The organism is Pseudomonas canadensis (assembly GCF_000503215.1).
GTDB lineage: Bacteria > Pseudomonadota > Gammaproteobacteria > Pseudomonadales > Pseudomonadaceae > Aquipseudomonas > Aquipseudomonas canadensis.
Genome location: NZ_AYTD01000001.1, coordinates 139,743 through 166,597, shown reverse-complemented (window position 1 = coordinate 166,597; position 26,855 = coordinate 139,743). Strand labels below are relative to the sequence as shown.

At 60.7% G+C, this 26,855-nt stretch carries 27 protein-coding genes; 16 read left to right on the top strand and 11 right to left on the bottom strand.

The features are described from left to right. Positions 1 to 36: 36 nt before the first annotated feature. Genes U367_RS0100720 through U367_RS0100710 form a run of 3 tightly spaced genes read left to right on the top strand, consistent with a single transcriptional unit; the run spans position 37 to position 3,700 of the window. Positions 37 to 1,845, top strand: coding sequence for a sensor histidine kinase (locus U367_RS0100720; RefSeq protein ID WP_028615324.1), 1,809 nt, complete (start codon positions 37 to 39; stop codon positions 1,843 to 1,845). Next, on the top strand, positions 1,842 to 3,218 hold the full coding sequence (locus U367_RS0100715) for a sigma-54-dependent transcriptional regulator (RefSeq protein WP_028615323.1): 1,377 nt from the start codon (positions 1,842 to 1,844) through the stop codon (positions 3,216 to 3,218). The genes U367_RS0100720 and U367_RS0100715 overlap by 4 nt, the downstream gene beginning before the upstream one ends. 26 nt (positions 3,219 to 3,244) lie before the next feature. After that, a complete protein-coding gene (locus U367_RS0100710; RefSeq protein WP_028615322.1) occupies positions 3,245 to 3,700 on the top strand; it encodes a YiiD C-terminal domain-containing protein in 456 nt (151 codons plus the stop codon). 124 nt (positions 3,701 to 3,824) lie between these two features. Here the strand turns inward: U367_RS0100710 and cysQ are convergent, their stop codons facing one another. Both cysQ and nudE read right to left on the bottom strand, forming a co-directional pair. After that, complete coding sequence (gene cysQ / locus U367_RS0100705; protein WP_028615321.1) at positions 3,825 to 4,661, bottom strand: 3'(2'),5'-bisphosphate nucleotidase CysQ; 837 nt, start codon at positions 4,659 to 4,661, stop codon at positions 3,825 to 3,827. Next, a complete protein-coding gene (nudE, locus tag U367_RS0100700) occupies positions 4,658 to 5,224 on the bottom strand; it encodes an ADP compounds hydrolase NudE (protein WP_028615320.1) in 567 nt (188 codons plus the stop codon). The genes cysQ and nudE overlap by 4 nt, the downstream gene beginning before the upstream one ends. Positions 5,225 to 5,311: 87 nt before the next feature. Between nudE and yrfG the strand changes: the two genes are divergently transcribed. Next, entirely contained in the window at positions 5,312 to 5,974 is a 663-nt protein-coding gene (gene yrfG, locus U367_RS0100695) for a GMP/IMP nucleotidase (protein ID WP_028615319.1), read from the top strand. Between the two features lie 108 nt (positions 5,975 to 6,082). Here the strand turns inward: yrfG and lysM are convergent, their stop codons facing one another. Further along, a complete protein-coding gene (gene lysM, locus U367_RS0100690) occupies positions 6,083 to 6,523 on the bottom strand; it encodes a peptidoglycan-binding protein LysM (protein ID WP_028615318.1) in 441 nt (146 codons plus the stop codon). A 132-nt stretch (positions 6,524 to 6,655) separates the two neighbouring features. On the opposite strand from lysM, the gene U367_RS0100685 reads away from it, so the two are divergent. From U367_RS0100685 to U367_RS0100670, 4 genes are all read left to right on the top strand, one after another. After that, positions 6,656 to 7,543 (top strand): LysR family transcriptional regulator, encoded by an 888-nt coding sequence (locus tag U367_RS0100685; protein WP_028615317.1) that lies wholly within the window; start codon positions 6,656 to 6,658, stop codon positions 7,541 to 7,543. Between the two features lie 97 nt (positions 7,544 to 7,640). Beyond that, a complete protein-coding gene (gene fdhD, locus U367_RS0100680) occupies positions 7,641 to 8,480 on the top strand; it encodes a formate dehydrogenase accessory sulfurtransferase FdhD (RefSeq protein WP_028615316.1) in 840 nt (279 codons plus the stop codon). After that, entirely contained in the window at positions 8,477 to 10,825 is a 2,349-nt protein-coding gene (locus U367_RS0100675) for an FdhF/YdeP family oxidoreductase (RefSeq protein WP_028615315.1), read from the top strand. Before fdhD ends, U367_RS0100675 begins: the two co-directional genes overlap by 4 nt. 202 nt (positions 10,826 to 11,027) lie before the next feature. Then, the gene (locus tag U367_RS0100670; RefSeq protein ID WP_028615314.1) at positions 11,028 to 11,507 is read left to right on the top strand and encodes a glycine zipper domain-containing protein; all 480 of its coding nucleotides are present in this window, start codon (positions 11,028 to 11,030) and stop codon (positions 11,505 to 11,507) included. Positions 11,508 to 11,532: 25 nt separating this feature from the next. On the opposite strand, the gene U367_RS0100665 is transcribed toward U367_RS0100670, so the two are convergent. The 3 genes from U367_RS0100665 to U367_RS0100655 form a co-directional block, all read right to left on the bottom strand. Beyond that, complete coding sequence (locus tag U367_RS0100665; protein WP_028615313.1) at positions 11,533 to 11,964, bottom strand: acyl-CoA thioesterase; 432 nt, start codon at positions 11,962 to 11,964, stop codon at positions 11,533 to 11,535. Positions 11,965 to 11,986: 22 nt separating this feature from the next. After that, positions 11,987 to 13,924 (bottom strand): RecQ family ATP-dependent DNA helicase, encoded by a 1,938-nt coding sequence (locus tag U367_RS0100660; protein ID WP_028615312.1) that lies wholly within the window; start codon positions 13,922 to 13,924, stop codon positions 11,987 to 11,989. A 321-nt stretch (positions 13,925 to 14,245) separates the two neighbouring features. After that, positions 14,246 to 15,421, bottom strand: a complete 1,176-nt coding sequence (locus U367_RS0100655) for a tetratricopeptide repeat protein (RefSeq protein ID WP_028615311.1) — start codon at positions 15,419 to 15,421, stop codon at positions 14,246 to 14,248. Positions 15,422 to 15,596: 175 nt separating this feature from the next. On the opposite strand from U367_RS0100655, the gene U367_RS1000000131280 reads away from it, so the two are divergent. The 4 genes from U367_RS1000000131280 to U367_RS0100635 all read left to right on the top strand — a co-directional run bounded on the left by U367_RS1000000131280 (position 15,597) and on the right by U367_RS0100635 (position 18,223). Then, a complete protein-coding gene (locus U367_RS1000000131280) occupies positions 15,597 to 15,767 on the top strand; it encodes a YhfG family protein (protein ID WP_016979054.1) in 171 nt (56 codons plus the stop codon). Then, positions 15,767 to 16,366: a putative adenosine monophosphate-protein transferase Fic gene (locus U367_RS0100645; RefSeq protein WP_028615310.1), complete on the top strand. Its 600-nt coding sequence runs from the start codon at positions 15,767 to 15,769 to the stop codon at positions 16,364 to 16,366. Before U367_RS1000000131280 ends, U367_RS0100645 begins: the two co-directional genes overlap by 1 nt. 539 nt (positions 16,367 to 16,905) lie before the next feature. Then, the gene (locus U367_RS0100640; RefSeq protein WP_028615309.1) at positions 16,906 to 17,262 is read left to right on the top strand and encodes a DUF1493 family protein; all 357 of its coding nucleotides are present in this window, start codon (positions 16,906 to 16,908) and stop codon (positions 17,260 to 17,262) included. 97 nt (positions 17,263 to 17,359) lie between these two features. Continuing rightward, complete coding sequence (locus U367_RS0100635) at positions 17,360 to 18,223, top strand: EamA family transporter (protein ID WP_236639963.1); 864 nt, start codon at positions 17,360 to 17,362, stop codon at positions 18,221 to 18,223. 57 nt (positions 18,224 to 18,280) lie between these two features. On the opposite strand, the gene U367_RS0100630 is transcribed toward U367_RS0100635, so the two are convergent. Next, a complete protein-coding gene (locus U367_RS0100630) occupies positions 18,281 to 19,822 on the bottom strand; it encodes a phosphoenolpyruvate carboxykinase (protein WP_016979047.1) in 1,542 nt (513 codons plus the stop codon). A 179-nt stretch (positions 19,823 to 20,001) separates the two neighbouring features. After that, positions 20,002 to 20,904, bottom strand: a complete 903-nt coding sequence (gene hslO / locus U367_RS0100625) for an Hsp33 family molecular chaperone HslO (protein WP_028615307.1) — start codon at positions 20,902 to 20,904, stop codon at positions 20,002 to 20,004. A gap of 104 nt (positions 20,905 to 21,008) precedes the next feature. Between hslO and U367_RS0100620 the strand changes: the two genes are divergently transcribed. Next, entirely contained in the window at positions 21,009 to 21,812 is an 804-nt protein-coding gene (locus U367_RS0100620; protein ID WP_028615306.1) for a phosphatase PAP2 family protein, read from the top strand. Positions 21,813 to 21,928: 116 nt separating this feature from the next. Here the strand turns inward: U367_RS0100620 and U367_RS0100615 are convergent, their stop codons facing one another. Then, the gene (locus tag U367_RS0100615) at positions 21,929 to 22,336 is read right to left on the bottom strand and encodes an RNA-binding S4 domain-containing protein (protein WP_028615305.1); all 408 of its coding nucleotides are present in this window, start codon (positions 22,334 to 22,336) and stop codon (positions 21,929 to 21,931) included. A gap of 116 nt (positions 22,337 to 22,452) precedes the next feature. Between U367_RS0100615 and rimA the strand changes: the two genes are divergently transcribed. From rimA to rimK, 3 genes are read left to right on the top strand one after another with little or no spacing between them, the layout of a single operon-like run. Beyond that, the gene (gene rimA, locus U367_RS0100610) at positions 22,453 to 23,232 is read left to right on the top strand and encodes a S6 modification regulatory phosphodiesterase RimA (RefSeq protein WP_028615304.1); all 780 of its coding nucleotides are present in this window, start codon (positions 22,453 to 22,455) and stop codon (positions 23,230 to 23,232) included. 13 nt (positions 23,233 to 23,245) lie between these two features. Continuing rightward, positions 23,246 to 23,728, top strand: a complete 483-nt coding sequence (gene rimB, locus U367_RS0100605; RefSeq protein WP_016979043.1) for a retropepsin-like aspartic endopeptidase RimB — start codon at positions 23,246 to 23,248, stop codon at positions 23,726 to 23,728. Next, positions 23,725 to 24,630, top strand: coding sequence for a 30S ribosomal protein S6--L-glutamate ligase (gene rimK, locus U367_RS0100600; RefSeq protein WP_010214091.1), 906 nt, complete (start codon positions 23,725 to 23,727; stop codon positions 24,628 to 24,630). The genes rimB and rimK overlap by 4 nt, the downstream gene beginning before the upstream one ends. A gap of 48 nt (positions 24,631 to 24,678) precedes the next feature. Here the strand turns inward: rimK and U367_RS0100595 are convergent, their stop codons facing one another. Further along, on the bottom strand, positions 24,679 to 25,992 hold the full coding sequence (locus tag U367_RS0100595) for an ATP-binding protein (RefSeq protein WP_021491614.1): 1,314 nt from the start codon (positions 25,990 to 25,992) through the stop codon (positions 24,679 to 24,681). Positions 25,993 to 26,109: 117 nt separating this feature from the next. Further along, positions 26,110 to 26,850: an osmolarity response regulator transcription factor OmpR gene (gene ompR / locus U367_RS0100590; protein ID WP_016979041.1), complete on the bottom strand. Its 741-nt coding sequence runs from the start codon at positions 26,848 to 26,850 to the stop codon at positions 26,110 to 26,112. Positions 26,851 to 26,855 lie beyond the last annotated feature (5 nt).

Here is a 26,855-nt window from a genome sequence, read left to right as displayed (position 1 = left end):
GCATAATGCGCCTGTACCCACAGGCGCACGACTCCCATGACTCCACCCCTCCCGCGTAGACCCCGCTGGCGCAGCCTCGCCTTGTTGGCGTTGTGCCTGGCACCGCTGCTGTGGCCGCTGGAGCACCTGGCCGAGCGTTATTACCGCAGCGAACTGGCCGGCCAGAACCGCCAGACCCTCGACCTGTACGTGGCCAACCTGCTCGGGACCCTGCACCGTTATGAAGTGCTGCCGCAGATCCTCGGCGACTTGCCGGCCTTGCGCACCGCGCTGGATGCGCCTGGGGTGAGCACCAACCTGGTCAACGCCAACCTGCTGCTCAAGGACGTCGCCGCCCAGGCCGGGGTGGAGGTGATGTACCTGATGGACACCACCGGCAAGACCCTGGCCGCGTCCAACTGGGACAAGCAAGACAGCTTCGTCGGGCGCAACTTCTCGTTTCGGCCTTATTTCAGCGAAGCCATGGACGGGCGCCTGGGGCGGTTTTTCGGGTTGGGCACCACCTCGGCCAAGCGCGGTTACTTCTTCGCCGCCGCCGTGCGCGATGGCGATACGATCATCGGCGTACTGGTGGTCAAGGTCGACCTGGACCACACCGAAAGCCTTTGGGGTAACACGCCGGAACAACTGCTGGTCACCGACCACAATGGCGTGGTGATCCTGACCTCGCGCCCGCAATGGCGATTCCGCGCCACCCGGCCACTGACCGCTGAAGAGCGCCAGGCCATCATCGCCATCCAGCCCTACCCGACTCGCGACCCGCAGCCGCTGAGCCTGAGCAACACCGCCTGGCTGCGCCAATCCACGGCCATCGCCGAGACCGGTTGGAACGTGGAGATCCTCGCGCCGCGCTCACTGATCAACCGCCCCGTGCGCACGGTGGTTGCAGTCGGCGGCGCCACGCTGTTGGTGTTGATGTTGCTGCTCGGCCTGATGATGCAACGTCGCCGCCATTACCTGGAACGCATTGCGTTCGAAGCCAAGGCCCGTCGCGAGCTGGAAGCGCGTGTGGTCGAGCGGACCAGTGATCTGGAAGGCCTCAACCGGCGCCTGAAGCAGGAAGTGCTGGAACGTGAACACGCCCAGCAGGAGTTGGTACGCGCCCAGGATGACCTGGTGCAGGCAGGCAAGTTGTCGGCACTGGGCACCATGTCCGCAAGCATCAGCCACGAACTCAATCAGCCCCTCGCAGCCATTCGCAGCTATGCAGAGAATGCTGAAATCCTGCTCGACCATGAACGCACCGCAGATGCTCGGGGCAACCTCAAGCTGATCAGCGAACTGACCGGTCGCATGGCCTCGATCATCGCCCACCTGCGCGCCTTTGCCCGCCGCGACCGCCATGCGCCCGAGAGCGTGGCCCTGCAACCGGCGCTGGACGATGCACTGGCGTTGCTCGCCAAGCGGCGGCGGTCGATGGAGGTGGAGCTGATTCGCGATTTGCCCGAAGCGACCTTGTGGGTACAGGCCGGTGAAACCCGCCTGCGCCAAGTGCTGGGCAACCTGCTGGCCAACGCCCTCGACGCCCTCACTGAAAAAGGCCCGCCGCGTAAACTCTGGCTGAGTGCCGAAACCACCGAACAGGGCGTCAACCTGTACATTCGCGACAACGGCCCGGGTTTTTGCATGGAAGCCCTCGGCCGCGCCAGCGAGCCGTTCTACACCACCAAGACCCGCACTCAGGGCCTGGGGTTGGGGCTGGCGATCTGTGACACCCTGATGCGTGCCTTTGGCGGCGAACTGCTGTTCGCCAACCACAAGGAAGGCGGCGCGCTGTTAACCTTGAAATTGCGTGCCGGTGCGCCGGGCGTCAGTCTGCAACCGTCCGAGGACCGCAGTGTATGAGTATCGATAACCAGATTCAGGTGGTGTTGATCGACGACGATCCACACCTGCGTCAGGCCCTGTGCCAGACCCTGGACCTGGCCGGGCTGAAAGTCCTGACCCTGGGTGAAGCCACTGGCCTCACTGCGCGCCTGTCGCGGGACTGGCCGGGCGTGGTGGTCAGCGACATCCGCATGCCCGGTATGGACGGCCTGGAGCTCCTCGCCGAACTGCACGGCCAGGACCCGGAGCTGCCTGTGCTGCTGATCACCGGCCACGGCGACGTACCACTGGCGGTGCAGGCCATGCGCGCCGGGGCCTATGACTTCCTGGAAAAACCGTTCGCCAGTGACGCCCTGCTCGACAGTGTGCGCCGCGCCCTGGCCCTGCGCCGCCTGGTGCTGGACAACCGCAGCCTGCGCCTGGCCCTCAGCGACCGTCAGCAACTGAGCACGCGCCTGGTCGGCCACTCGCCGCAAATGCTGCGCCTGCGCGAGCAGATCGGCGCACTGGCCGCGACCAAGGCCGATGTGCTGATCCTCGGCGAAACCGGTGCCGGCAAAGAGGTGGTGGCGCGCGCGCTGCATGATTTGTCGAGCCGTCGCAGTGGCCCGTTTGTAGCGATCAACGCCGGGGCATTGGCCGAGTCGGTAGTGGAGAGCGAACTGTTCGGCCACGAGCCAGGCGCCTTCACCGGCGCGCAGAAACGCCGTATCGGCAAGTTCGAATTCGCCAACGGCGGCACCTTGTTCCTGGATGAAATCGAAAGCATGAGCCTGGATGTGCAGGTCAAGCTGTTGCGCCTGTTGCAGGAGCGGGTGGTGGAACGCCTGGGCGGCAATCAGCTGATCCCGCTGGATATCCGCATCATCGCCGCCACCAAGGAAGACCTGCGCCAGTCCGCCGATCAGGGCCGTTTCCGTGCCGACCTGTATTACCGCCTCAACGTCGCGCCGCTGCGTATTCCGCCGCTGCGCGAGCGTGGGGAAGATGCGTTGATGCTGTTCCAGCACTTCGCCGATGAAGCCAGCAGCCGTCACGGTTTGCCGCTGCACGAACTGCAACCGGGCCAGCGCGCACTGCTGTTGCGCCATAGCTGGCCGGGCAATGTGCGTGAGCTACAGAATGCTGCAGAACGTTTCGCGCTGGGCCTGGAGCTGGCGCTGGATAACACGCCGGACAATCCATCGGCCGGTGTCCTGACCTCTACGCCCGGCGGTCTGAGTGAACAGGTCGAGCAGTTCGAAAAAAGCCTGATCGCCGCCGAACTGACCCGTCCCCACAGCTCCATGCGCAGCCTCGCCGAAGCCCTGGGTGTTCCGCGCAAGACCCTGCACGACAAGCTGCGCAAGCATGGCCTGAACTTCGCCAACCAAAGCAGCGACGATGAATGACAGCACCCACCCGCCAAGAGGCCCCCATGAGCCGCGACAGCCGTTACCTGGAATCCATCCTGCACCACGACATCCCCCTCACCCGGGAAATGGGCCTCAAGGTGCTCGACTGGCAACAGGGGCGGCTGGAACTGCATCTGCCCTTGCAGGCCAACATCAACCACAAGAGCACCATGTTCGGCGGCAGCCTGTACTGCGGCGCAGTGCTGGCGGGATGGGGCTGGCTGCACTTGCAATTGCGTGAAGACGGGATTGAAGACGGGCATATCGTGATTCAGGAAGGGCAGATCAGTTATCCGCTACCGGTCACGCGGGATGCGACCGCAATTTGCGCGACGCCGGAGGAGAGGGTGTGGAAGCGGTTTGTGGCGACTTATAAGCGCTATGGCCGCGCGCGGCTGACGCTGGAAACATGGATTGTGAATGAGGGGAGTGAGGAGCACGCAGTCGCTTTCACCGGCCAATACGTCCTGCACCGCTAAAAGCCGCGGGACCGCCCTCTAGGAGCGAGCTTGCTCGCGAAAATCGTCAACGATAATGCAGCGATCCTGGTTGATCGCGGCGCTCTCAGGTTTTTCGCGAGCAAGCTCGCTCCTACAGAAGAAGTCAGGACTGGGCCAGGGTCAGCAACCGCTCACGCCATGCAGCCTTGGCCGGCAACGCCAGGAAGAACGGGTTCAATAACGACGCCCGCGCCGGATAGCTGAACGGTTCACCGCTCAACTCCAACACCTCGCCCCCCGCCCCTTCCAGCACGCCCTGGGCGGCGGCGGTATCCCACTGTGACGTCGGCGCCAGTCGCGGGTAGCAATCCGCACTGCCTTCGGCCAGGAGGCAGAACTTCAACGAGCTGCCGATATTCGCCAGCTTCAATGCGCCCAGGCCTTCGCTCAAACCGTCCAACAGACGCTCCTGCTCGGGGCTGGAATGCCGACGGCTGGCCACTACCGTAAACGACTCGCCCGCTGCCGGTGCCTGGCGCACCTGGATCTGCTTGGGTGCCTCATTCACATCCGAACGCCAGGCGCCCAGGCCGGCGCCACCGAAATAGCAACGACCGCTGGTGGGCATCGACACTACGCCGAACACCACGCGGCCCTGTTCGATCAGGGCGATGTTCACGGTGAATTCTTCGCTGCCGGCGATAAATTCCTTGGTGCCGTCCAATGGGTCCACCAACCACCAGCGCTGCCAGCCAGCGCGCACGCTCTGGTCGATGTCGGCGTCTTCCTCGGACAGCACCGGAATGCTTGGGTCCAGCGCGGTCAGACCCGCCAGGATCAGGTGATGAGCGGCCAGATCCGCTGCCGTCACGGGCGAATCGTCGGCTTTGGAGGTCACGGCCACGTCGGCGCGCCAGTACGGCAAAATCACTTCACCGGCCTGACGAGCCAGTTCGATCACAGGGGCAATAAACGGATGGCCTAAAAACAGTTCGCTCATGCGGTAAACGCTCCACGCTGGGTCAACAGGTCTCGTACCAGGTACAGCGCGGCCAGGGCGCGGCCTTCGCTGAATTGCTCGTTTTGCGCGAGCATCGACAGCTCACGCAGGTTGACCCGGTCCACACGCATCGGCTCAGGTTCATCGCCTTCCAGGCGTTCTTCATAGAGATCGGTGGCCAATACCACCTGGATTTTCTGGCTCATGTAGCCAGGCGACAGCGACAGTTCGGTGATGTGTTCCAACTGCCGCGCGCCATAGCCAGCCTCTTCCTTGAGCTCGCGGTTGGCGGCGGCCAGTACGTCTTCGCCGGGTTCGATCAAGCCCTTGGGCAAGGACAATTCATATTCGTCGGTGCCACCGCAGTATTCTTCCACCAGCAACGCATGGTCCGCGTCGATCATCGCCACGATCATCACCGCGCCGTAACCGGCACCGCGGCCCACCAGACGCTCGTAGGTCCGTTCAACGCCATTGGAAAAGCGCAGTTGCACTTCCTCCACGCGGAACAAACGGCTACTGGCGACTATTTCGCGGGCGAGGACGGTGGGTTTCTGGCGCATGAGCGGCTCCTTGGCGTGATCGGGTTACTATACCGTGGCTTTTCCGATTGTCTGTGTCGGATATCTTTACTTACATGAGAACGCCCCATGCCCTCTTTGCCCTGGCACGCCATCGACACTGTCCTGCTGGACATGGACGGCACCTTGCTCGACCTGCATTTCGACAACCACTTCTGGATGGAGCACCTGCCTCAACGCTACGCCGAACTGCACGGGGTGAGCCGGGCCATGGCGGAGATGGAGTTGCAGCCCCTGTTCGAGCGTAACGCCGGACAGTTGCAATGGTACTGCCTGGATTTCTGGAGTGCGGAACTGAAGATCCCGGTACGCGAACTCAAGCTGGAAACCGCCCACCTGATCGCCCTGCGCCCGGATGCGGACACCTTCCTCGCGGCAATCAAACAGGCCGGCAAACGTGTGATCCTGATTACCAACGCTCATCGTGATTCGTTGTCATTGAAGTTGGAACGCATTGAACTGGCGCCGTATTTCGAACGATTGATCAGCTCCCATGATTACGGTTTCGCCAAGGAAAACCCGCAGTTCTGGGATGCCCTGCAAGCCGACATCCACTTCGACCCGGCCCGCAGCCTGTTTATTGACGACACACTGCCGATCCTTCGTAGCGCCCGGGACTTTGGCGTGGGGCATTTGCTGGCGGTGAAGGAACCGGACAGCCAGAAGGGGCCAAAGGACACGGCGGAGTTCGCAGCGGTGGATGACTATCGCGACCTCATTGCCGGGCTCTAAACCAATGTGGGAGCGGGCTTGCTCGCGAATGCGGTGTATCAGCAACACATCCAGTGACTGACACTCCGCTTTCGCGGGCAAGCCCGCTCCCACATTTTGCTCTGCGTTTTACTCAGGAATACGCAGTGTCTGCCCTGGGTAAATTTTGTCCGGGTGCGACAACAGCGGCTTGTTGGCCTCGAAGATTTTGTTGTACTGGTTGGCATTGCCATACACCGCCAGGGAGATCGCGCTCAGGGTGTCGCCCTTTTTCACCACGACGAAACGGGCGGCAGCCACGGCCGGGCCGGATACGGTGATCTGGTCATCAACACTGGCCACACCGGCGATATTACCTGCCGCAAGAAGGACTTTTTCTTTCTCTTCCTGAGTGGCAACTGTCCCGGTAAGCGTGACCTTGTCGCCCTCGACGGTGGCGTGAACGTCTGGATTGCCCAGGCCGACTTTCTCAATATGTTTTTTCAGGTCCTCACTCGCGTTGGCGTTACCCGGAGTCAGCAGGTCAATCAACTTCTCGCCCGCTTCCTTTACAAAGCTGAAAATACTCATAGTGCGCTCTCCTTGGGTTTTGATTTCCAGATGCCCAAGACTAGACCAGTCCTACAGATTTGGGTTCCAGCCCGACCAAAGACCCAAACGCGCTAGAATCCCCCCGCCATTGGAATAAGCCCTGGAGCGAAGATGGACATCAAACAGCTGAAATTCCTCATCGCGCTCGACGAAACCCGTCACTTCGGCCAGGCGGCGGCGCGTTGCCACATCACCCAACCGACCCTGTCGATGCGCTTGCGTAACCTTGAAGAAGAGCTTGACCTGCCGTTGGTCAATCGCGGCCAGCGCTTTGAAAGCTTTACCGCACCGGGCGAGCGCGTGTTGGCATGGGCACGCACCGTGCTGGCCGCCTATGACGGCTTGCAGGCCGAGGCGGCAGCCTGTCGCGGCAACCTGGTGGGTACGTTGCGCCTGGGCGTGGTGCCGCTGTCGAGCTTTGATCCTTTGGCATTGATGCAGCAACTGCATAAAGAACACCCAAGCCTGCGCTTCGAGCTGTCGGCCCTCAGCTCGGAGCAGATTCTTGAACAGCTGGCGAGTAACCGGCTGGACTTGGGCGTGTCTTACCTGGAGCGTCTGGATAACGAGCGCTTCGACTCGCTGGCCTTGGGCGAAACCCGTATGGGCCTGCTCTACGACCAGCGCTTCTTCAGCTTCGGTGATACGCCGTTGAGCTGGGAGGCGCTGATCGAGTTGCCGCTGGGCATGCTCACCAGCGGCATGCACTTTCGCCAGTCCATCGACCACAACTTCCACAGCCGTGGGCTCAACCCGCAACCGCTGCTGCAGACCGACGCCGTCCATCAATTGTTACAAGCCGTGCACGGTGGATTGTGTTGCGCGGTCATGCCGCTAGATGGCGGCCTGGACGCACTCACCGAGCACCTGCGGCTGCAGCCGATCGAAGACGCCCACACCCTAGCGCGCCTAGGGCTGATCATGCGGCGCAGCGCCCCGCGCTCCGCACTGGCCGAGGCGTGTTTCGCGCTGTATCAGAAATCGCAAAACGAACCTTGATCGACGTCATCTATCGGTAGATCAGTACTGGCAATTAGACGCGACGCTTTGTCGCGCCTAGTCTAAGCACTGATCAATCCGCCGGTGGTACTGCCCCATGAACGCCAAGCGCCCAGTCTGCGCGGCGCCCGCTCTCGAAACGCCAGCGCCCGCCGCCAGCCAGAGCTACCAGTATTGCAATCTCGAACACACGGAATCCGCCACCACCGCCTTGGCAGAAGAAGTGGCGTTGGCGATTGCCTACAACGACATCAGCCAAGCGGTGATGCTCGTAACGCCGACGGACCTGGAAGACTTTATAGTCGGTTTCAGTATCGGTAGCGGCATTATCGCCGACATTAGCGATATTTATGACTTGAAACTCAGCGGTTCGGGCTCGACCCAATACGCTCAGGTGCAAATCTCCAGCCGCGCCTTCTGGAACCTCAAGCAGCAGCGCCGCCAGTTGGCCGGCACCAGCGGCTGTGGCTTGTGTGGCGTGGAAGCCGTTGAACAGGCCCTGCCAGACCTCCAGGTATTGCCCGGCGCACCCTTGCCGCCCGCCGAATGGCTGGATGGCCTGCGCCAACGCATCAGCGCCTTTCAACCCCTGGGCCAATACAGCGGCGCCGTGCATGCAGCGGTGTTCATGAACGGCCAGGGCGAGTTGTTGCTCGGCCGGGAAGACATCGGCCGGCACAACGCCCTGGATAAATTGATCGGCGCCTTGATCCGCCAAAAGATTCCGACCGAAGGCGGCCTGGCGATTGTCACCAGCCGTTGCAGCCTGGAGTTGATCCAGAAAGTCCTGCGCGCGGGCATCCAGACCCTGGTCAGCCTGTCGTCACCCACCGGCCTGGCCCTGCAATGGGCCCGCCGGCATAACCTCAATCTCATCCACCTGCCGCAGAAAAGTGCGCCGCGGGTCTACAGTCCTGCGATGGAGAATCAGCCATGAGCCAGCACCACCAAGCCGACCAAACCCCAACCCCGCGCTACAAGCCCTACAAGGGCCCGGCCGGCGGCTGGGGCGCACTGATCAGCGTGGCGCAGGCCTGGCTGACCAGCGACAACGCGCTGAAAAACCTGCGCATGATGCTCAAGACCAATCAGAACGGCGGCTTCGATTGCCCTGGCTGCGCCTGGGGTGATTCGCCGGAAAGCGGCATGGTCAAGTTCTGCGAAAACGGCGCCAAGGCGGTGAACTGGGAAGCCACCAAGCGCCGCGTCGACGCGGCGTTCTTCGCCAAACACAGCGTGACTGCCCTGCTGGAGCAAAGTGACTACTGGCTGGAATACCAGGGCCGCCTGACCGAGCCGATGCGCTATGACGCCGAAACCGACCGCTACCAGCCCATCAGTTGGGAAGCGGCCTTCGACCTGGTCGGCAAGCATCTCAACGCCCTGCCGAGCCCGGACATGGCCGAGTTCTACACCTCGGGCCGCGCCAGCAACGAAGCAGCGTACCTGTATCAGCTGTTCGTGCGTGCCTACGGCACCAACAACTTTCCCGACTGTTCGAACATGTGTCACGAAGCCAGCGGCGTTGCCCTGGCGCAAAGCGTGGGCGTCGGCAAAGGCACCGTGACCTTTGATGACTTTGAGCATGCCGATGCGATCTTCGTCTGGGGCCAGAACCCCGGCACCAACCACCCGCGCATGCTCGAACCGCTGCGCGAGGCGGTCAAACGCGGCGCCCAAGTGGTGTGCATCAACCCGCTGAAAGAGCGCGGCCTGGAACGCTTCCAGCATCCGCAACATCCACTGGAAATGCTCACCAACGGTGACAAACCGACCAACACTGCCTACTTCCGACCTGCATTGGGTGGCGACATGGCCATCCTGCGCGGCATGGCCAAGTTCCTGCTGCTGTGGGAGCGCCAGGCCCAGGCCGAAGGCAAAGAAGCCGTGTTCGACCACGACTTCCTCAACGAACACACGGCCAACGTGCTGGAGTACCTGGGCAAGATCGACGACACCTCCTGGGATGAAATCGTCGAGCAGTCCGGCCTGACCCTGGTCGAGATCGAGCAAGCGGCGCGCATGTACGCCAAAGGCAAGAACGTGATCATGTGCTGGGCGATGGGCATCACCCAGCATCGCCATTCGGTGCCGACCATCCAGGAAATCGCCAACCTGATGCTGCTGCGCGGCAACATCGGACGCCCAGGCGCCGGCTTGTGCCCAGTGCGTGGCCACAGCAACGTGCAGGGCGACCGCACCATGGGCATCAACGAACGTCCGCCCGTGGCGTTCCTCGACTCCCTGGAACGTCGCTTCCAGTTCCAAGTGCCGCGCGTCAACGGCCACAACGTGGTCGAAGCGATTCACGCCATGCTCGAAGGTCGTTCCAAAGTGTTTATCGGCCTGGGTGGCAACTTCGCCCAAGCCACGCCGGACAGCCCGCGCACCTTCGAAGCCCTGCGCAATTGCGACCTGACCGTGCAGATCAGCACCAAGCTCAACCGCAGCCACCTGATGCACGGCAAAGACGCGCTGATCCTGCCGTGCCTGGGCCGTACCGACATCGACATCCAGGCCGACGGCCCGCAAGCGGTGACGGTGGAAGACTCGTTCAGCATGGTCCACGGCTCCAACGGCCAGTTGCAGCCGCTGTCGAAGCTGATGAAGTCAGAGCCTGCGATTCTGGCCGGTATCGCTGCCGCTACCCTGGGCAGTAAGCCTGTGGATTGGAACTGGCTGGTGGCCGATTACGGCCGCATCCGCGACCTGATTGCCGATACCATCCCGGGTTTCAAGGACTTCAATGAGAAGATCAAGAATCCGGGTGGTTTCTATCTGGGCAACTCCGCCGGCGCACGCCGCTGGAACACCCCGTCGGGGCGCGCCAACTTCCGTCCGAACATCCTGCCCAAGGACCTGATCCACGAGCGCACCCACGCGACAGGCAAGGTGCCAGACCTGATCATGCAATCGATGCGCTCCCACGATCAGTACAACACCACCATCTATGGCCTGGATGACCGCTACCGTGGGGTCAAGGGCCAGCGTGACGTGCTGTTCGTCAACGAGGCCGACATCATCCGCCTGGGCTTCAAGCCGGGGCAGAAGGCCGACATCGTGTCGCTGTGGGAAGACGGCCGCGAGCGCCGGGTGAAGGGCTTTACCCTACTGGCGTTTGATATTCCGGCCGGGCAGGCTGCGGCCTATTATCCGGAAGTGAACCCGCTGGTGCCGCTGGAAAGCACCGGGGATGGCAGCCATACGCCGACGTCGAAGTTCGTGGCAATTCGGTTGGAAGCGGCGAGTGATAATGGCCTGATCATGGCGCGCTCTGCATAAATCTTCGGGCACAAAAAAGGCCGCTTTTGCATAAAAGCGGCCTGTCCGAAGTAGTTAAAGACTCACAAAAACGACTTAAGTTCCCCAGCAAAAACAGTAACTTAGAGAATTGTGTACAACTCGTGTTACTGGTCGGATTTCTGTTGTCACCCTCCCGATACAGCCTCAGGATCGCGCCGTCATCCCCTTGAGGTTTCCCCTAATGAAGTTCTCCTCGATTCTCTTGTTGTCCCTTGGCCTGGTCAGTGGCGCAGCCATGGCCGGTGGCACCACCGAAGCCGGTGTAGGCGGCGCATTGGGCGGGGTTTTAGGTTCGGTAGTCGGCCAGTCGATCGGCGGCAACACCGGCTCGACCATCGGCGCAGCCCTGGGCGGCGCAGGCGGCAGTGCGGTGGGTGCGGACAAACGCAGCCGTGGCGAAGCGGCCATTGGTGGCGCCTTGGGCGCGGCCGGCGGCAACGTAGTGGGCCGCAGTGTCGGCGGCAGCACCGGTGCTCTGATCGGCTCAGCGGCCGGCGGCGGTGCAGGTGGCGCGCTGGGCAACTACATGGGCAACAAGAGCGATGACGATGATCGTCGCTCCCGTGGGCGTGATAACCGTCGTTATGACCGCGATGATCACCCTGGCCGCGGGCATGCCTATGGCCATCGCAAGAACAAGCATCACTACCGTCACCGCTAAGGCCTGAGGGTGTAGGCGTTCGCGCCTACACCACCAACCGCTGCAACGCCTCGCGCAACATCCCCGGAATCGTCATCGGCTGGTTCGAACCCCGATCCACAAACACATGCACAAAGCGCCCCGCCGCACACGCTTCTTCTTCGCCTGCCTTGAACACCGCCAATTCGTACTGCACTGAACTGTTGCCCAGCTTGCCCACCCGCAGGCCGATTTCGATGCGCTCGGGAAAGGCGATCGACGCAAAATAATCACACGCCGAACTCACCACAAACCCCACCACTTCACCGTCATGAATATCCAGCCCACCTTGCTCGATCAGGTAGGTATTCACCGCCGTGTCGAAAAAGCTGTAGTAGGTCACGTTGTTCACATGGCCATACACATCGTTGTCGTGCCAGCGCGTGATGATCGGTTGGAAGTGCGGGTAATCGCTGCGTTGAGGCACTGAGTCAGGCATCGGGTCATCTCGTTAAAGTGAGTTACAGGTCATTCAAATGGGCCTGGGCCCACTCGCGTACCTCGGCGTACGGATAATCCTCCAACGCAGCAAAGCCCGGAATGCCCCGCGCCTTCAACTTGGTGAATAACGGCACACTGATGCCGCCGAGGAAACGCGTCAGGCGTTCCGCTCCCGGCAAGTGGCCGGTGTGTTCATGATGCCTGTGGATAAAATCACCGCAAAGCCCCATGAAGTTTTTATCCACAAGCGGCGGCAAACCTGGCGGCGGTGGAAGGTGCGCCACGTTGCCGTGGCACACCGAGCAGTGCCCACAGCGCTGGGGCGCGTTCTCATCGCCGAAATACTGCGCCAGGCGTTGACCCAGGCAGTGTTCGGTGGCGAACAGATCGAGCATGGCGTGAATCCGTGCGACTTCGCCCACCTCATGCTGCTTGAAGCCTGTGTATAACTCTTTGCTCAATACATCAGGGTCAAACGCGGTATCAAGCAAGCTATAGACCTCCGTCATCTGCTTGCTCTCAAGTTCGATCAGGCCTTGCTCCTGGAAGTAATCCAGCGCCTTCACCACCCTGCTGCGTTCGGCGTTGTGCTGTTGATAAAGCGCGTCAAAATCCACCGTCGCCCAGGTCTTGGCCCGCTTGCACACCTGGATGATCGCCGCGACGAACTGCTGCCGCTCACCAGAGAAGCGCGCGAGCAAAGCCTCAGGTTCGATCAGATACTTGAAACGGTACTCTGCATAAAACGCATAGCGCGGCGCAATCACGCCCTTGAGCTCCAACTGCACCAGTAGCGTCTTCAGCGGCAGCTCGCGGATGTTGCTGTGGTCCGACAAGGACCTGAGCAAAAACTCCCACTGCCCATCGCCTCGCGCGGCCTGCAATTCTTCGAGCACCCGCCGAATGCCCTCCTGCTCCGGCGTATCGCCGTACACGAAGTTTTCCAGCACATTGAGGCTGTCGCGGTTGGCCAACACCAGGCAATCGGATGGTTGCCCATCACGCCCCGCGCGGCCGATTTCCTGGCTGTAGTTCTCGATGGACTTGGGCAGGTCGAAGTGCACCACATTGCGGATATCACTTTTGTCGATGCCCATGCCAAACGCGATGGTCGCGACGATGCAATTGGAGCGCCCGCCCATGAAACGCTGCTGGATACCCTCGCGTTTATCGTGAGGCAAACCGGCGTGATACGCCTCGGCCTGGATGCCGTTGCGGTTCAAATGATCGGCAATCTGTTCGGCGGTTTTCTGCAGGGTGACGTAGACGATACTCGGCTGATCGGCACGCTCACTCATCCACTGCACCAACCGGCAACGCTTGTCCGCGCCGCTGACCGGCTCCACCAACAGGTTGAGATTGGGCCGGTAGAAGCCCGTGGTGACCACATCGTCCGGCGCAATAGCGAACTTGGCCTGCATGTCGGCAATCACCTTGGGCGTTGCTGTAGCCGTCAACAGCAGCGCTTGTGGGATATTGAACTGACGCTGGTAGTCCGGCAGCTTCAAATAGTCCGGACGGAAGTTGTGGCCCCACTCGGAAATACAGTGCGCCTCGTCCACCACCAACAGCGAGATCCGCACGCTTTGCAGGAAGTTACGAAAGCGCTCGTTCTTCAGGCGCTCAACGGAAATCATCAGGATCTTCAACTCGCCCGAACGCGCGCGGGTCATCACCTCATTGGCGTCCTCGCGGCTCTGGGCCGAATCGATACTGCCCGCCGAAATGCCGTGGCGCTGCAGGAAACCCAACTGGTCCTGCATCAGCGCCAACAGTGGCGACACCACCAGCGTGAGGTGCGGCAGCAACACCGCCGACAACTGGTAGCACAGGGACTTGCCCGAACCCGTTGGGAAAATAGCCGCTGCCGAACGGCCGGCCAGTACCGCACTGACTGTCTCTTCCTGGCCCAGACGAAACTGTGGATAACCAAAAACCTGCTGGAGGGTGTCATGCATAGGCTGTCACTCCGTTGACCGCTGAAGGAATCAAAAACATAGATCAGCGATCAAGAAAAGGTCGGGGATAAACGCTACAAACTGATACAGAGAAAACCAGCAAGCCCGCGCAAAAACGCAGACAGTAACACGCCAAATCACCTACCCCGACAAGGATGGCAGCTACAGACCCACCACCGGGACATCACCGGCCGCAGCGTTGGTCAGTGGCGCCTATGGACGGGGATTGATGGACCTCGACGCAGCCTCGCGACTCTAGCCATCCCCCAAACAAACAACGCGCCACTGGGGCGCGTTGTCGGTAAACGTGTTGGCTATCGATCAGCGGTTCTGCACCCGCTCAATCGCCGTGTCGTACACCGGATTGGCCTTTTGCTCCTTGGCCAACTGGTAGTGACGCAACGCATCGGCAAACTGCCCCGCCGCTTCATAGATCCGCGCAATGTTGTAATAGGCGCCAGCACGCACCGTCGCAGCATTCGCACCGGTTGCCAGGGCAATGGCCTTGCGATTGGCCCAGATCGACTCGGCCGTGTTGCCAGCCTTCTGATACGCCAAGCCCAGGTTGCCGTAGGCCTTGCCGAAACCATTGTCCAACTCGATCGCCTGACGGAACAGGTCGATGGCCTGGTCGAGGTTACCCGCCTGGTAGGCCGCTTCACCTTGGACGTTCAGACGTTTCGCATCGGTTTGTGCGGAAGAGCTGACCGCAACAGCGGTCACGGCCACGCTGTCATCCAGCAGCGGTTTGACTTCGTTCAGCACATTCGCGGCATTCACGGTCACGCCGCTGAAGGTGTTGATGTCCTGGAAGTCGCCGCTGCCAGTCATGCGGAACACGGTCCACAGGTTACCGCTGCGGTTTTTCGGCACGTAGTAGGTGCGTACCAGGGATTGGCCCATGTACACAAATACCTTGGCTTCGCTGTTGGACAGTTGGCGCGAGCTTGGATTGCCGCCGTTGGTGAAGTCATGCACGGCATACACGTAGCTTTCGCCGTAGTGCTTTTTCTGCAGAGTGATGGTTTCCGGGCCGTAACTGTCGACGTCGTCCACATCCAGTTCGGCGTCGGTGCCGGTCTTGTTCTCGAAGTAGATATTGTTGCCGGGGAAGATCATGTGGGAGTCGAGGTCTTCCGGGGTTTTGCCCCAGGTCAGTACCACGCGCAGCCCGTCGAGGTTTTCCATGACCGGGCTGATGGCGTAGGTCATGCCTTTGCACGGGCACTTCACCACCAGGTTGGAGTAGCCGGGTTTCTTGATGATCAGCAGGCTGGTGGCGTCGTCAGCAGCTTCGCTGGTCAGCGTGACCTGGCCCTGGGCGTTGGTGCGGCCCACCACGTTTTGCGCGCCGTTGCGCTGCAGCAGCACTTCGGCGTCGGCGATTTTCTGGTCCTTGACCACCGCACTGAGCACTTCAATCGGCAATTGCTCGGCCTGGACAGAAAACGCCACCGCACACAAAGACATCGCCGAGGCGACACGCAGCAAACCCATGCTTAACTCCCTTTAAGTAGTGGACGGAATCGCCCTACAAGATTTTGCGGTGAAACATACGCTGAAATCCGGCCGCTGGCGGAATTTTTGTACAAAATGTGACGTGGTTTTTATCACGCCTACCTACTGAAGCATTGCGCTACAATCAAGCCTTGCTACCCAGGAGTACGCTGCCATGAGCGAACCGACGTTTGAGCAAAAACAGGATCACTACCACAAGATCCGCCGTTCCAATTACCTGGCCAGCCTGCGCCTCGAAGGGTTCGACACCCAGCCCGCCGACGTCGACAAACCCCTGCCGACCCGCGAAGCCGTCCTCGCCAAGTACCGCAACACCCCACGCTGATGCTCGACAAATACGGGGTGGGCCAGGATCCGTACTGCTATCCCGGTAGCAGCGTCCTGCGCAACCGCCTCGATTTGCACGACGAGACCCGCTTGCACCAGGCCGAGCGGGAGTTATCCGAAATCGCCGTAGGCAACCTTCCCCTCTTCCCACCGCCCTACGACCTCGACCGCCTGCAACATATCCACCGCACCCTGTTCGGCGACCTCTACGACTGGGCCGGCGAATTGCGCAGCGTCAATATCCAGAAAGGCGATACCCTGTTCTGCACCCCGGAACGCATCCCGCCGGAAGCGGCAAAGATCATCCGGCGTATGCAAGCGTCCAACTGGTATGTCGGTGTGAGTCAGGCTGAGCTGATCACGCAGATTGCCGAGGCCTATGGCGACCTCAACGTCATCCACCCCTTCCGCGAAGGCAACGGTCGGGCGCAACGGATCTTGTTCGAGCAGATCATCGTCAACGCGGGGTTTTCGGTGAATTGGTGGCTGGTGAAACACGCGGCGTGGATACCGGCGAATATCGATGCGGTGGCGTGTGATTACCGGGGGCTGGAGGCGATTTTTGAGCGGTGTGTGACTCGGCCTGTCGGCAACTGATCACACGCCAGCTCGACCCACACCACTCACCTGTTTTGCTGTTAAGTCACTGCAAACCGCAAATCCCGGAAAGCCCTGTAAGAAACCTCCATACGCCTCGACATCCCCTTCCGAAACTACTTGAAACTCCTGCCCGCCACTCTACAAAACCCACCTTTCTCTGACCGAAACTAGCGCCCTTTCAACAGACCCTGGCAAACACCTTTGAACATCGAAAGGACTCAACATATCGGCCATGGATCTACAGCTCCGGGGTGGCCAAGACGATGAGCGAATACACCCAGTGGATCTATCTCCTCCTCCTCGCACTGGCCGCCATAATCGACAGGATAATAACGTTGCCCGTACTCAGGAGATGGGCTGGACTCTGCCTCTTGGTAACCGGCCCAGTACTTCTGTTCTATGCCATCTCATGGATCAGAGGGGCACAGCTTGAAAGTCTGCCGATAATTGTCTTTGTGACAGGCATCGGGTTGTTGAGCACCCAGAATATCTATTGCAAAGTAAAAGCCAATCACCCACTCCTGCGAGCCCCCACCATGAACCTCGCCCCCAACTTCCCCGAAGACCCCGTCATGCAGCAACTCCTGCAACTGCTGCACGAGGAAATCGGCCTGCCAAGACACAAGACGATCCGCTTGCAAACCTCAATCAACTTCGACCTCGGCTGCGACGGCAGTGAGGCCAAGCAACTGATGGAAGCACTGGAGCAGGAATTTGCGCTCGACCTGGGCGACTTCGACACTTATCGTTACTTCAATCCGCCGACGTTCGATGTGTTTCTCAAACGCCGCGCCAAGGGCCGCGGCGAAAAAGTGCCGCTGACGCTGGGCATGCTCTACCTGGCCATCAAGACCCACAGCTGGGACACGCAGACGCTGGAAAACCTGAGCTAACTGTAGGAGCCGGCTTGCCGGCGATGGCGGTCCTGAGGGCCTCATCGCCGGCAAGCCGGGCTCCTACAGGAAATTGAGCCTTCGAAAAGGACCTTACATGGACGTAATGATGGGCCTGCTGGCCGCCCTGCTCTGGGGTGGTACGGATTTTCTCGTGGGCCTCAACGCCCGAGCCGTGGGCGTTAAACGCGCGGTGTATTTCGGTCAGGCCCTGGGCTTTCTGATCATGACCCTGCTGTTGGTCATTCTCCCAAGCTTGCTGTTCAAATCCCTCGACGCCCCGCTGAGCGTCTGGCTCCTGGGCGTCGCCGCCGCCCTGCTCACCGTCTCCGGCGCCCTTGCGCTGTCCAAGGCCTTCGCCCTTGGCAAAGCCGCCATCGTCGCGCCGCTGGTGACGTCCTACGGCGTGGTGACCACACTGCTGTCCTGGGCCAGCGGCGAGCACATCAGCCTGACGCAACTGGGCTGCATCGCCGTGTGCGTGATCGGCGTGATCCTCTCCAGCATTCATAAGGACAATGGCGTCCCCCACAACAATCCACGCCTGTCCATCGCCTACGCCATGCTCGCCGCCTTGCTGTATGGCACCAGTTTCTGGCTGCAAGGCCGCTACACACTGCCGGCGCTGGGACCGATCACCATGCTCTGGCTCGGTTACCTGGTGGGGCTATGCGTATTGGTGGTGATGGTGCTGAAGGTCAAGGACGGCCTGAAAATCCCACCGCTGAAAAACTGCGCGACGCTGACCGGTGCGAGCTTGATGAACCTGGGTGGGTTCTCGGCGTTTTCCTGGGGGGCGATGGCGGGGTCGGTGTCGGTGGTGACGGTGATCAGTACGTTGTCAGGTGGTATTGCGGCGATTTTGGGGTTTGTGTTTTTCAAGGAGCGGTTGTCGGTGGTGCAGGTATTGGGCGTCGTGCTGGTACTGGTCGGCGCAGTGGTTCTGCACATCGCCGACTAAGCGTTCGCGCACAAAAAAGCCGCCTGCAAGAGGCGGCTTTTTCACAACGCTCGAATCTTACAACTTAGGACCCGCAGCCTTGATCGCATCGCTCACTTCAAACTTCTTGAAGTTCTCGATGAACAGACCCGCCAGCGCCTTCGCCGCTTCGTCGTAGGCAGCCTTGTCAGCCCAGGTGTTACGTGGGTTCAACAGGCCGGTTTCAACGCCCGGTACGGCCAGTGGCACGTCGAGGTTGATCGTGTCGAGGTGTTCGGTTTCTGCACCGATCAACGCGCCGCTCTGGATCGCTGCGATCACGCCGCGAGTGGTCGGGATGTTGAAACGGTTGCCAACGCCGTAGCCGCCGCCGGTCCAGCCGGTGTTGACCAGGTAGACCTTGGAGCCGAAGCCGCGGATGCGCTTGATCAGCAGCTCAGCGTATTCGCCAGCCGGGCGCGGGAAGAACGGTGCGCCGAAGCAGGTGGAGAAGGTCGACTTGATGCCGCCGCCGGAACCCATTTCGGTCGAGCCCACCAGTGCGGTGTAACCGGACAGGAAGTGGTAGGCCGCTTGTTCTTCGCTGAGGATCGACACAGGCGGCAGTACGCCGGTCAGGTCGCAGGTCAGGAAGATCACCGCGTTTGGCTCGCCGCCCAGGTTCTTCTCGGAACGCTTGGCAACGTGCTCCAGCGGGTAGGCGGCGCGGCTGTTCTGGGTCAGGCTGACGTTGGTGTAGTCGGCGTGCTTGGCCTCGTCGATCACCACGTTTTCCAGCACGGCGCCGTGCTTGATGGCTTTCCAGATGACCGGCTCGTTCTTCTCGGACAGGTCGATGCACTTGGCATAGCAACCGCCTTCGATGTTGAACACCACGCCTTCGCCCCAGCCGTGTTCGTCGTCACCGATCAGGTAACGGCTTTCGTCGGCGGACAGGGTGGTTTTACCGGTGCCCGACAGACCGAAGAACAGGGTCACGTCGCCGGCTTCGCCGATGTTGGCAGCGCAGTGCATCGGCAGCACGTCGGAAGCCGGCAGCAGGAAGTTCTGCACCGAGAACATGGCTTTCTTCATCTCACCGGCGTAACGCATGCCGGCGATCAACACTTTCTTCTGGGCGAAGTTGAGGATCACGCAACCGTCGGAGTTGGTGCCATCACGTTCTGGCACGCACTCGAAGTTGGCCACGTTGAGCACTTGCCATTCTTCACGACCGGCCGGGTTGTACTGGGCCGGATTGATGAACAGGCAACGACCGAACAGGTTCTGCCAGGCAGTCTGGGTGGTCATTTTCACGGCCAGGTAGTGGTCTTCAGCCGCCCCTACGTGAACGTGGGAAACGAAATGCTCTTGCGCGTTGTTGAATGCCTCGACGCGAGCCCACAGGGCATCGAACTTGTCGGCAGGGAACTTGCGGTTGATCGGGCCCCAGGCGATGGAAGCCTGGGTGGAAGGCTCTTCAACGATGAAACGGTCGACCGGCGAACGGCCAGTACGGTGACCGGTTTCGACGACCAGCGCGCCAGTATCGGCGAGCACGCCTTCACCACGCTGCAGGGCTTCTTTAACCAGATCGTCAACACTCAGATCGGTGTATACGGCGTTGTTGGCTTGCGTCATGAGGTTCCCCGTCGGCCTATGGCCGAGTGCTCCAAACGTTTTGTAGTAGAAAGTTGCGCACTACTACCGCGAAAAAAGTGGGCCGGATTATGCCAGAAAAGCCCAAAAAGAGTAGGGCCCTCCCGTCAGAACTGCGCTAATCCGGCGTTTGTCAGGTGATTTACCTGTGCTTAAACGTTTTAGTGGCGGGTGTCGGAAGGGGTGTCGATGCCTGCGCCGGCGAACAATTGGGCGACATCAGCCGCGTCGAACAGGTAGCGTTCGTTGCAGAACTGGCAGTCGATCTCGATATGGCCGCCGTGCTCCACCACCAGGTTTTGCGCATCTTCCAGGCCTAGGCTGACCAAGGCATTGGCCGAACGCTCGCGCGAGCAGCTGCAATTGAAGTGCAGGCCTTGTGCGTCAAACAGTCGCACGGCTTCTTCGTGGTACAGGCGATGCAGGATGGTTTCGTTGTCCAGGCCCAGTTGCTCTTCAGCGGTGAGGGTGCCGGCCAGCGCCGTCAGCTTGCGCCAGCTGTCAGTGCGCTCGTCTTCGTCCTTGATGCGATCTGGTGGCAATTGCTGCAACAGCATCCCGCGGGCGCGTTTGCCGTCGGCGTTGAGCCAGAACTTGGTGCCGACCTGCTGGGACATCACGAAATAGTTGGTGAAGCAGTCCGACAGGGTTTCGCCGTCCAGATCGACGATACCTTGGTAGCGCTGGCCCTCAGTCGGATCGACGGTGATCGCCAGCACGCCGTTGGCCATAAGGTTGGACAACGTGGCGTCCGGGGCAATCTGGTCGGCTTCGTAACGGGCCAAACCACGGATTTCGCGCTCGCTGGAGCATTCGATCATCAGCATCGGCACCGGCCCTTCGGAGCGTGCCTGCAGGATCAACAACCCGTCGAATTTCATGGTGCCCACCAGGAGCGCCGCCGCCGCCATCAGCTCCCCGAGCAGTTGCGCGACCGGCTCCGGATAGGGGTGCTTGGCAAGGACTTCGGCATAGCTGCGCTCCAACGAGACCAGCTCGCCGCGGGCGTCGCTCTCGTCAAAGATGAAGCGTTGGGTGAAGTCGGTATCCGGTAGATCAGTCATAGGTCTGGGTATCTGAATTGATGACAAATTGATTACAAAGTTTATAGAATTAAACGCTTTAGCACCGTTTTGGTGCGGTTTTCTAGAGCCGTGAGGGACAGTTTATGAACAATCCGGGTTTGTTCCAAGCCAAGTGGAACCTCGGGCGATGGGCCTTCTGCAATCTACTGGCTATCGGGCTGCTGTGTTTCTGGCTGTGGCCCACGGGCCAGATGCTGTGTGTGCTTTTCGACGAGTGGCTGTTTCATCTGCTCAATGACCCGCTGGCCAGCAACTCGACCTGGCTGCACGTGTGGGCGGTAGCCAGTCTGCGGCCGTTCGATGCGGTGGTCGGGGTCATCCTGCTGGCGCTGTTGATTCGCGGCGACTGGGTGTTCAAGGCCGTGCAGGTGCGCCAGGCACTGTTCGGTTTTGTCGGCGTTCTGCTGCTGTTGCTGTTTATCCGCATGCTGTTTTCCAAATTCGCGGCGCACATGGGCTGGCAACACAGCAGCCCATCGATGGTGATCAGCGGAGCGATCCAGATGAGCGACTACTTCCCGGGGCTGGAAAAGACCTGGGAATTGAAGGATCGCTCGAGCCAGAGTTTTCCAGGGGATCACGCATCGGTGCTGTTGATCTGGGGGATGTTCATGACGGTGTTCGCCAAGCGCGTCGGCCAGTTGCTCGTGATCTGGGGCCTGGCGCTGCTGTTCATGATGCCGCGCCTGGTGGCCGGCGCCCATTGGGGCCAGGACGATTACATCGGCGGCGTATTGCTGGCGCTGTTGGCGCTGGGGTGGGGGTATTACACGCCGTTCGCAGCGAAGGTGTCGGCTGGGTTGCTGCGGCTCACGGCGCCGGTGTTCGGGCTGGCTGCACGCCTACCAATCGTCGGGCGAATGAGCGTCGTTAGAACTGCGCAATAATTTGTGGTGAGCGAGCTTGCTCGCGCTGGGCTGCGGAGCGGCCTCAAAAAAACGGGAGCGCTACGCACTCCAGCGCGGGGCAAGCCCGCTCACCACAAAGGCCCATTCGACTCAGGCTAGTCGTCATTGCCGCTGCCGCGAAACTTGAACAGATCGCGGCGCTGTTTCTTGCTCGGCTTGCCATCGGTGGTCATACCGGTGGCGCCCGCCTTGCGCATGGCGGCCGCGTTTTCACGCTTGGCGATGCTGGCTTCGGTCTCGGTGTACAACGCCTGTGCTTCAGGCGCACCACGGCGCACGATGGAAAGCGCCTGAACCACGACCGTCTTTTCATCAAATCCAACACGAATCTGCAACTCATCGCCGACACGTGGCTCTTTGCCTGGCTTGCAGCGCTCGCCACGATGATGCACCTTGCCGCTCTCGATAGCGGCCTTCGCCAGGGCACGGGTTTTATAGAAACGCGCCGCCCATAGCCACTTGTCCAGACGGACCTTTTCTTCCTCTTCCTGCTTTTGAGCCACTTGAATTCCTCGCTCTGAAAAATGTCGCAACTTTACCGTTGAAACCCTTCGACGCATAAACCCCAAGGCTCACCTAAGATACGCCAGGTAGCACCCTGTTTTCGCGAGGATATGCTGTGACCGAATTCCCCCTTTCACTCACCTCGCCCAACCAGCGCTGCGTGGGTTGCCAGCAAAGCGAGCCCCTCGGGTTCGATTTTGCATTCGCTTACCAGCCTATCGTAGACCTGCGGGATCATTCGATCTTTGCCCACGAGGCCCTGGTGCGTGGCCCCCACGGCGAAGGGGCTCTGTCGGTGCTCGACCAGGTCAACGAAAGCAACCGCTACCGCTTCGACCAACGCTGTCGAACCCAGGCAATTGCCGGGGCAGCGGCCCTTGGCATGCAAACCCACCTTTCGATCAACTTCATGCCCAACGCCGTGTACCGTCCGGAATTGTGCATCCGTAGCACCCTGGAGGCGGCTCGCGCGCATAATTTTCCGTTGAACCAGCTGATTTTCGAGACACTCGAAAGCGAGCACGTAGATAACTATCGCCATTTGACGAATATTCTGCGTGAATACCGCGAATTCGGCTTCAAGACCGCCATCGACGATTTCGGCGCGGGCTATTCGGGGCTGAACCTGCTGGCCGATTTCCAACCTGACTTGATCAAACTCGACATGGCGCTGATTCGCGATGTCGATCAGGATCGTGTTCGTCAGGTCATCGTTCAGGGGATTGTCACAATCTGTGAGCAGTTGGGGGTTACTGTCATCGCCGAAGGCATCGAAAGTGCCGGCGAGCGTGACTTCCTGTCCGACTGCGGAATTTTTCTGATGCAGGGCTATTGGTTCGCCAAGCCTGCATTCAAGGCCCTGGCCGAGGTTTCCCCTCAGGCCTGGGCGAATTGATCGGTTACCCATATTGAAGACATTTGACCATTTGACCGTTGTGGGTCTGCGTGAGTGGGTGGCACTTCCCGACTTGGGAGTGGCAGGCCTGCGCGCAAAGATCGACACCGGTGCCAGCACCTCAAGCCTGCACGCTACCGATATAGAGCCATTTGAGCGCGACGGTGAGAAGTGGGTGCGTTTTACCGCGCACCTGGGCAGCGTTGTGCAACTGCGTCACCGCCGCTGCGAAGCGCCCCTGGTGACGATGAAAACCATCAAGAGCTCCAACGGGCATGCGCAGGTGCGCTATGTCATCAGCACCACCCTGGCGCTGGGTGATCGGGTATGGCGGGTGGAGTTCACCCTGGCCTGCCGCAAAGCCATGCGTTACCGGCTGTTGCTGGGCTCCAAAGCCTTGATTGACGGCCAACTGGTGGTCAACCCCGGCATCAAGTACGTTCAAGACAAGCCGGTGTTCCCGGTCTCTACTCTTTCTGTCCCAGGTGCTGCATGAAGATTGCTGTGCTGTCGCGAAACCCGCGTCTGTATTCCACCCGCCGCCTGGTTGAGGCCGGCACCGAACGTGGCCACGAAATGGTGGTGATCGACACGTTGCGGGCCTATATGAACATTGCCAGCCACAAGCCGCAGATCCACTACCGGGGCAAGCCGCTGGAGGGGTTTGATGCGGTGATCCCACGCATCGGCGCTTCGGTGACGTTCTATGGCTGCGCAGTGTTGCGCCAGTTTGAAATGATGGGGGTGTTCCCCCTCAATGAGTCGGTCGCCATTGCCCGTTCACGGGACAAGTTGCGCTCGCTGCAGTTGCTGTCGCGCCGGGGTATCGGCCTGCCAGTGACGGGCTTTGCCCACTCTCCCGACGACATCCCCGACCTGATCGACATGGTCAACGGCGCACCGCTGGTGATCAAGGTGCTGGAAGGCACCCAAGGTATCGGCGTGGTGCTGTGTGAAACCGCGACAGCGGCGGAGTCCGTGATCGAGGCATTCATGGGCCTCAAGCAGAACATCATGGTGCAGGAATACATCAAGGAAGCCGGCGGTGCGGACATCCGCTGCTTCGTGGTGGGCGACAAGGTGATTGCAGCGATGAAGCGCCAGGCGAAGCCGGGGGAGTTCCGCTCCAACCTGCACCGTGGCGGCAGCGCCAGCCTGATCAAGATCACCCCGGAAGAACGCATGACCGCGCTGCGGGCCGCCAAGGTGATGGGGTTGAGTGTGGCGGGTGTGGATATCCTGCGCTCCAATCACGGGCCGCTGGTGATGGAGGTGAATTCGTCACCGGGCCTGGAAGGCATTGAAACCACCACGGGCAAGGACGTGGCGGGGATCATCATTCAGCATCTGGAGAAGAATGGTGGGCCGAATATGACCAGGACCAAAGGCAAGGGCTGACCCCACCGTAATACCTGTAGGAGCCCGCTTGCCGGCTCCTACACAAGGTCAGACCGCGTCGCGGGGCAACATCAGCCCAAGCGGCAAACGCACGCGCGCCTCCAGGCCACCTTCTTCGCGGTTGCGTAGCTCAACATTGCCGCCATGCATCGAGGCTATACGCCGCACAATCGCCAACCCCAGGCCTGTCCCCTTGCCACCTCGGGCACGGTCGCCACGGGTAAAGGGGTTGAAGATGCCTTCCAACTCATCCGGGTCGATGCCCGCGCCACGGTCCATCACGCTCAGCACCACATACGGCGCAGCGCTGTCGCCAGACACATACGCCGCCACTTCCACGTCGGAACCGGCGTGGTGCAGGGCGTTGCCGATCAGGTTGTTCAACAGGCGTTTCATCGATACCCGACGCAACGCAAACGGTTGGATCGGCTCCAGGCGCATGCGCACCTGTTCACCGTTCTGGTTATAGGGCGCCACCACCTCTCGCACCAGGTCGGTCAGGTCGACTTCTTCCACCACTTCATCGCGGCCATCGCGGATAAACGCCAGGAACTGGTCGAGAATCGCGTCCATGTCCTCAATGTCGCGGACCATGTCGTCGGTGAGGTCGGTATGGTTGCCCATCAACTCCAGCGACAAACGCAGTCGCGTCAACGGGGTACGCAAGTCGTGGGACACCCCCGCCAGCATCAGCTCGCGCTCGCGGCCGGCTTGTTCGACGTCCTCCGCCATCTGGTTGAACGCGCCGTACACCTCGGTCATCTCACTGGGCGTGTCGCTGACCGGCAGTCGAACGCTGCGCCCCTGGCCCAATTGACGGGCGGCAAACACAAGGCGTTTTAAAGGCTGATTAAGCTGGCGCACGAAAATCCACGCCGACGCCGTTGAAAGCAAACCGATCGCCAGGAACCAGCCCAACACGTTCCAGATCTTCTGCCCCCGCAGCGGATGCGGGTACAGCGGCACTTTCAGCCAATCCTCGCCCAGGCTTGGCGCACGCACCCACAACGCAGGCGACACGTGCATGCGCAGCCGCACCTCAGTGTCTTCACCGAGTTCGGCCTGCATCTGGCGCTGGTAGATCTCACTGTAGGGCCAATGCTGCTCGCCCTCCGGCACTCCCGCGCCGGCGACACGCACCAGGGTCGCGGCCTTGGCGATTTTCTCGCGGTTCTCAGGGTCCGCCGCCCAATAGGCGCGCAGCGTCAGGGCGACACCGTGGCTGTACTGTCGATCCACCAGCACGTCCTCGTTCATCAACAGATAAACCAGCGTGAGTGCCTTGGAAAACAGAACGACGATCAGCACCAGCCAAAGGGTGCGGGAGAAGAAACTTTGGGGGAACCACAGCGGGGTTTTCATAGAAGACTGCTAGATACCTTGCAGAAACGAGCGGCGCTCGCAGAATTGCAGACGCCGGACACCCCGCCGACTCTTATGGAGTCAAACGCCAGGATGCCCGCCCCTGCAAATCACCGATCAACTGGTTTTATTGCCGTCCGGCACAAACACATAACCCACGCCCCACACCGTCTGGATATACCGCGGCTTGGAAGGGTCCGGCTCGATCATCCGGCGCAGACGGGAGATCTGCACGTCGATGGAGCGCTCCAGCGCATCCCATTCCCGGCCACGGGCCAGGTTCATCAGCTTGTCGCGGGTCAGCGGCTGGCGAGCGTTCATCACCAGAGCCTTGAGCACGGCGAATTCACCGGTAGTGAGCATGTGCACTTCATCGCCACGCTTGAGCTCACGGGTCGCCAGCGACAGTTCGTAGTCGCCAAAGGTGACACTCTCGTCTTCGCTACCTGGGGCACCTGGAACCGGCGGTGCCTGGCGACGCAGTACGGCTTTGACCCGAGCCATCAGTTCGTCAGGGTTGAACGGCTTGGCCAGGTAGTCATCGGCGCCCAGTTCAAGGCCCTTGATGCGGCTCAGCTCATCGCCCTTGGCGGTGAGCATGATGATTGGAATCTGGTTGTTTGCGCCGCGCAGGCGTTTGCAGGCGGTCAGGCCGTCTTCGCCGGGCAGCATCAGGTCGAGTACGACCAGGTTGAACACCTCACGCCCCAACAGGCGGTCCATCTGTTCGGTGTTCGGCACCGCGCGGGCCCGGTAGCCCTTGGAGTTGAAAAAACGCTCCAGCAGGCTACTCAGCCCCGGATCGTCATCAACGATGAGAATTTTTTCGCCTTCAGCAGTTTGTGCAGTGCTGCTCATTAGAT

Bases quoted from the DNA above. Each gene is read 5' to 3' on its own strand.
- cysQ (WP_028615321.1), bottom strand. From the start codon at position 4,661: ATGAGCGAACTGTTTTTAGGCCATCCGTTTATTGCCCCTGTGATCGAA.
- fdhD (WP_028615316.1), top strand. From the start codon at position 7,641: ATGAACGCCAAGCGCCCAGTCTGCGCGGCGCCCGCTCTCGAAACGCCA.
- U367_RS0100655 (WP_028615311.1), bottom strand. From the start codon at position 15,421: ATGGGTTTGCTGCGTGTCGCCTCGGCGATGTCTTTGTGTGCGGTGGCG.
- U367_RS0100620 (WP_028615306.1), top strand. From the start codon at position 21,009: ATGAACAATCCGGGTTTGTTCCAAGCCAAGTGGAACCTCGGGCGATGG.
- U367_RS0100665 (WP_028615313.1), bottom strand. From the start codon at position 11,964: ATGCCTGACTCAGTGCCTCAACGCAGCGATTACCCGCACTTCCAACCG.
- lysM (WP_028615318.1), bottom strand. From the start codon at position 6,523: ATGAGTATTTTCAGCTTTGTAAAGGAAGCGGGCGAGAAGTTGATTGAC.
- U367_RS0100715 (WP_028615323.1), top strand. From the start codon at position 1,842: ATGAGTATCGATAACCAGATTCAGGTGGTGTTGATCGACGACGATCCA.
- U367_RS0100645 (WP_028615310.1), top strand. From the start codon at position 15,767: ATGCTCGACAAATACGGGGTGGGCCAGGATCCGTACTGCTATCCCGGT.
- nudE (WP_028615320.1), bottom strand. From the start codon at position 5,224: ATGCGCCAGAAACCCACCGTCCTCGCCCGCGAAATAGTCGCCAGTAGC.
- U367_RS0100630 (WP_016979047.1), bottom strand. From the start codon at position 19,822: ATGACGCAAGCCAACAACGCCGTATACACCGATCTGAGTGTTGACGAT.
- ompR (WP_016979041.1), bottom strand. From the start codon at position 26,850: ATGAGCAGCACTGCACAAACTGCTGAAGGCGAAAAAATTCTCATCGTT.
- U367_RS0100640 (WP_028615309.1), top strand. From the start codon at position 16,906: ATGAACCTCGCCCCCAACTTCCCCGAAGACCCCGTCATGCAGCAACTC.
- U367_RS0100720 (WP_028615324.1), top strand. From the start codon at position 37: ATGACTCCACCCCTCCCGCGTAGACCCCGCTGGCGCAGCCTCGCCTTG.
- U367_RS0100685 (WP_028615317.1), top strand. From the start codon at position 6,656: ATGGACATCAAACAGCTGAAATTCCTCATCGCGCTCGACGAAACCCGT.
- U367_RS0100675 (WP_028615315.1), top strand. From the start codon at position 8,477: ATGAGCCAGCACCACCAAGCCGACCAAACCCCAACCCCGCGCTACAAG.
- U367_RS0100595 (WP_021491614.1), bottom strand. From the start codon at position 25,992: ATGAAAACCCCGCTGTGGTTCCCCCAAAGTTTCTTCTCCCGCACCCTT.
- yrfG (WP_028615319.1), top strand. From the start codon at position 5,312: ATGCCCTCTTTGCCCTGGCACGCCATCGACACTGTCCTGCTGGACATG.
- U367_RS0100710 (WP_028615322.1), top strand. From the start codon at position 3,245: ATGAGCCGCGACAGCCGTTACCTGGAATCCATCCTGCACCACGACATC.
- hslO (WP_028615307.1), bottom strand. From the start codon at position 20,904: ATGACTGATCTACCGGATACCGACTTCACCCAACGCTTCATCTTTGAC.
- rimK (WP_010214091.1), top strand. From the start codon at position 23,725: ATGAAGATTGCTGTGCTGTCGCGAAACCCGCGTCTGTATTCCACCCGC.
- U367_RS0100670 (WP_028615314.1), top strand. From the start codon at position 11,028: ATGAAGTTCTCCTCGATTCTCTTGTTGTCCCTTGGCCTGGTCAGTGGC.
- U367_RS1000000131280 (WP_016979054.1), top strand. From the start codon at position 15,597: ATGAGCGAACCGACGTTTGAGCAAAAACAGGATCACTACCACAAGATC.
- U367_RS0100635 (WP_236639963.1), top strand. From the start codon at position 17,360: ATGGACGTAATGATGGGCCTGCTGGCCGCCCTGCTCTGGGGTGGTACG.
- U367_RS0100660 (WP_028615312.1), bottom strand. From the start codon at position 13,924: ATGCATGACACCCTCCAGCAGGTTTTTGGTTATCCACAGTTTCGTCTG.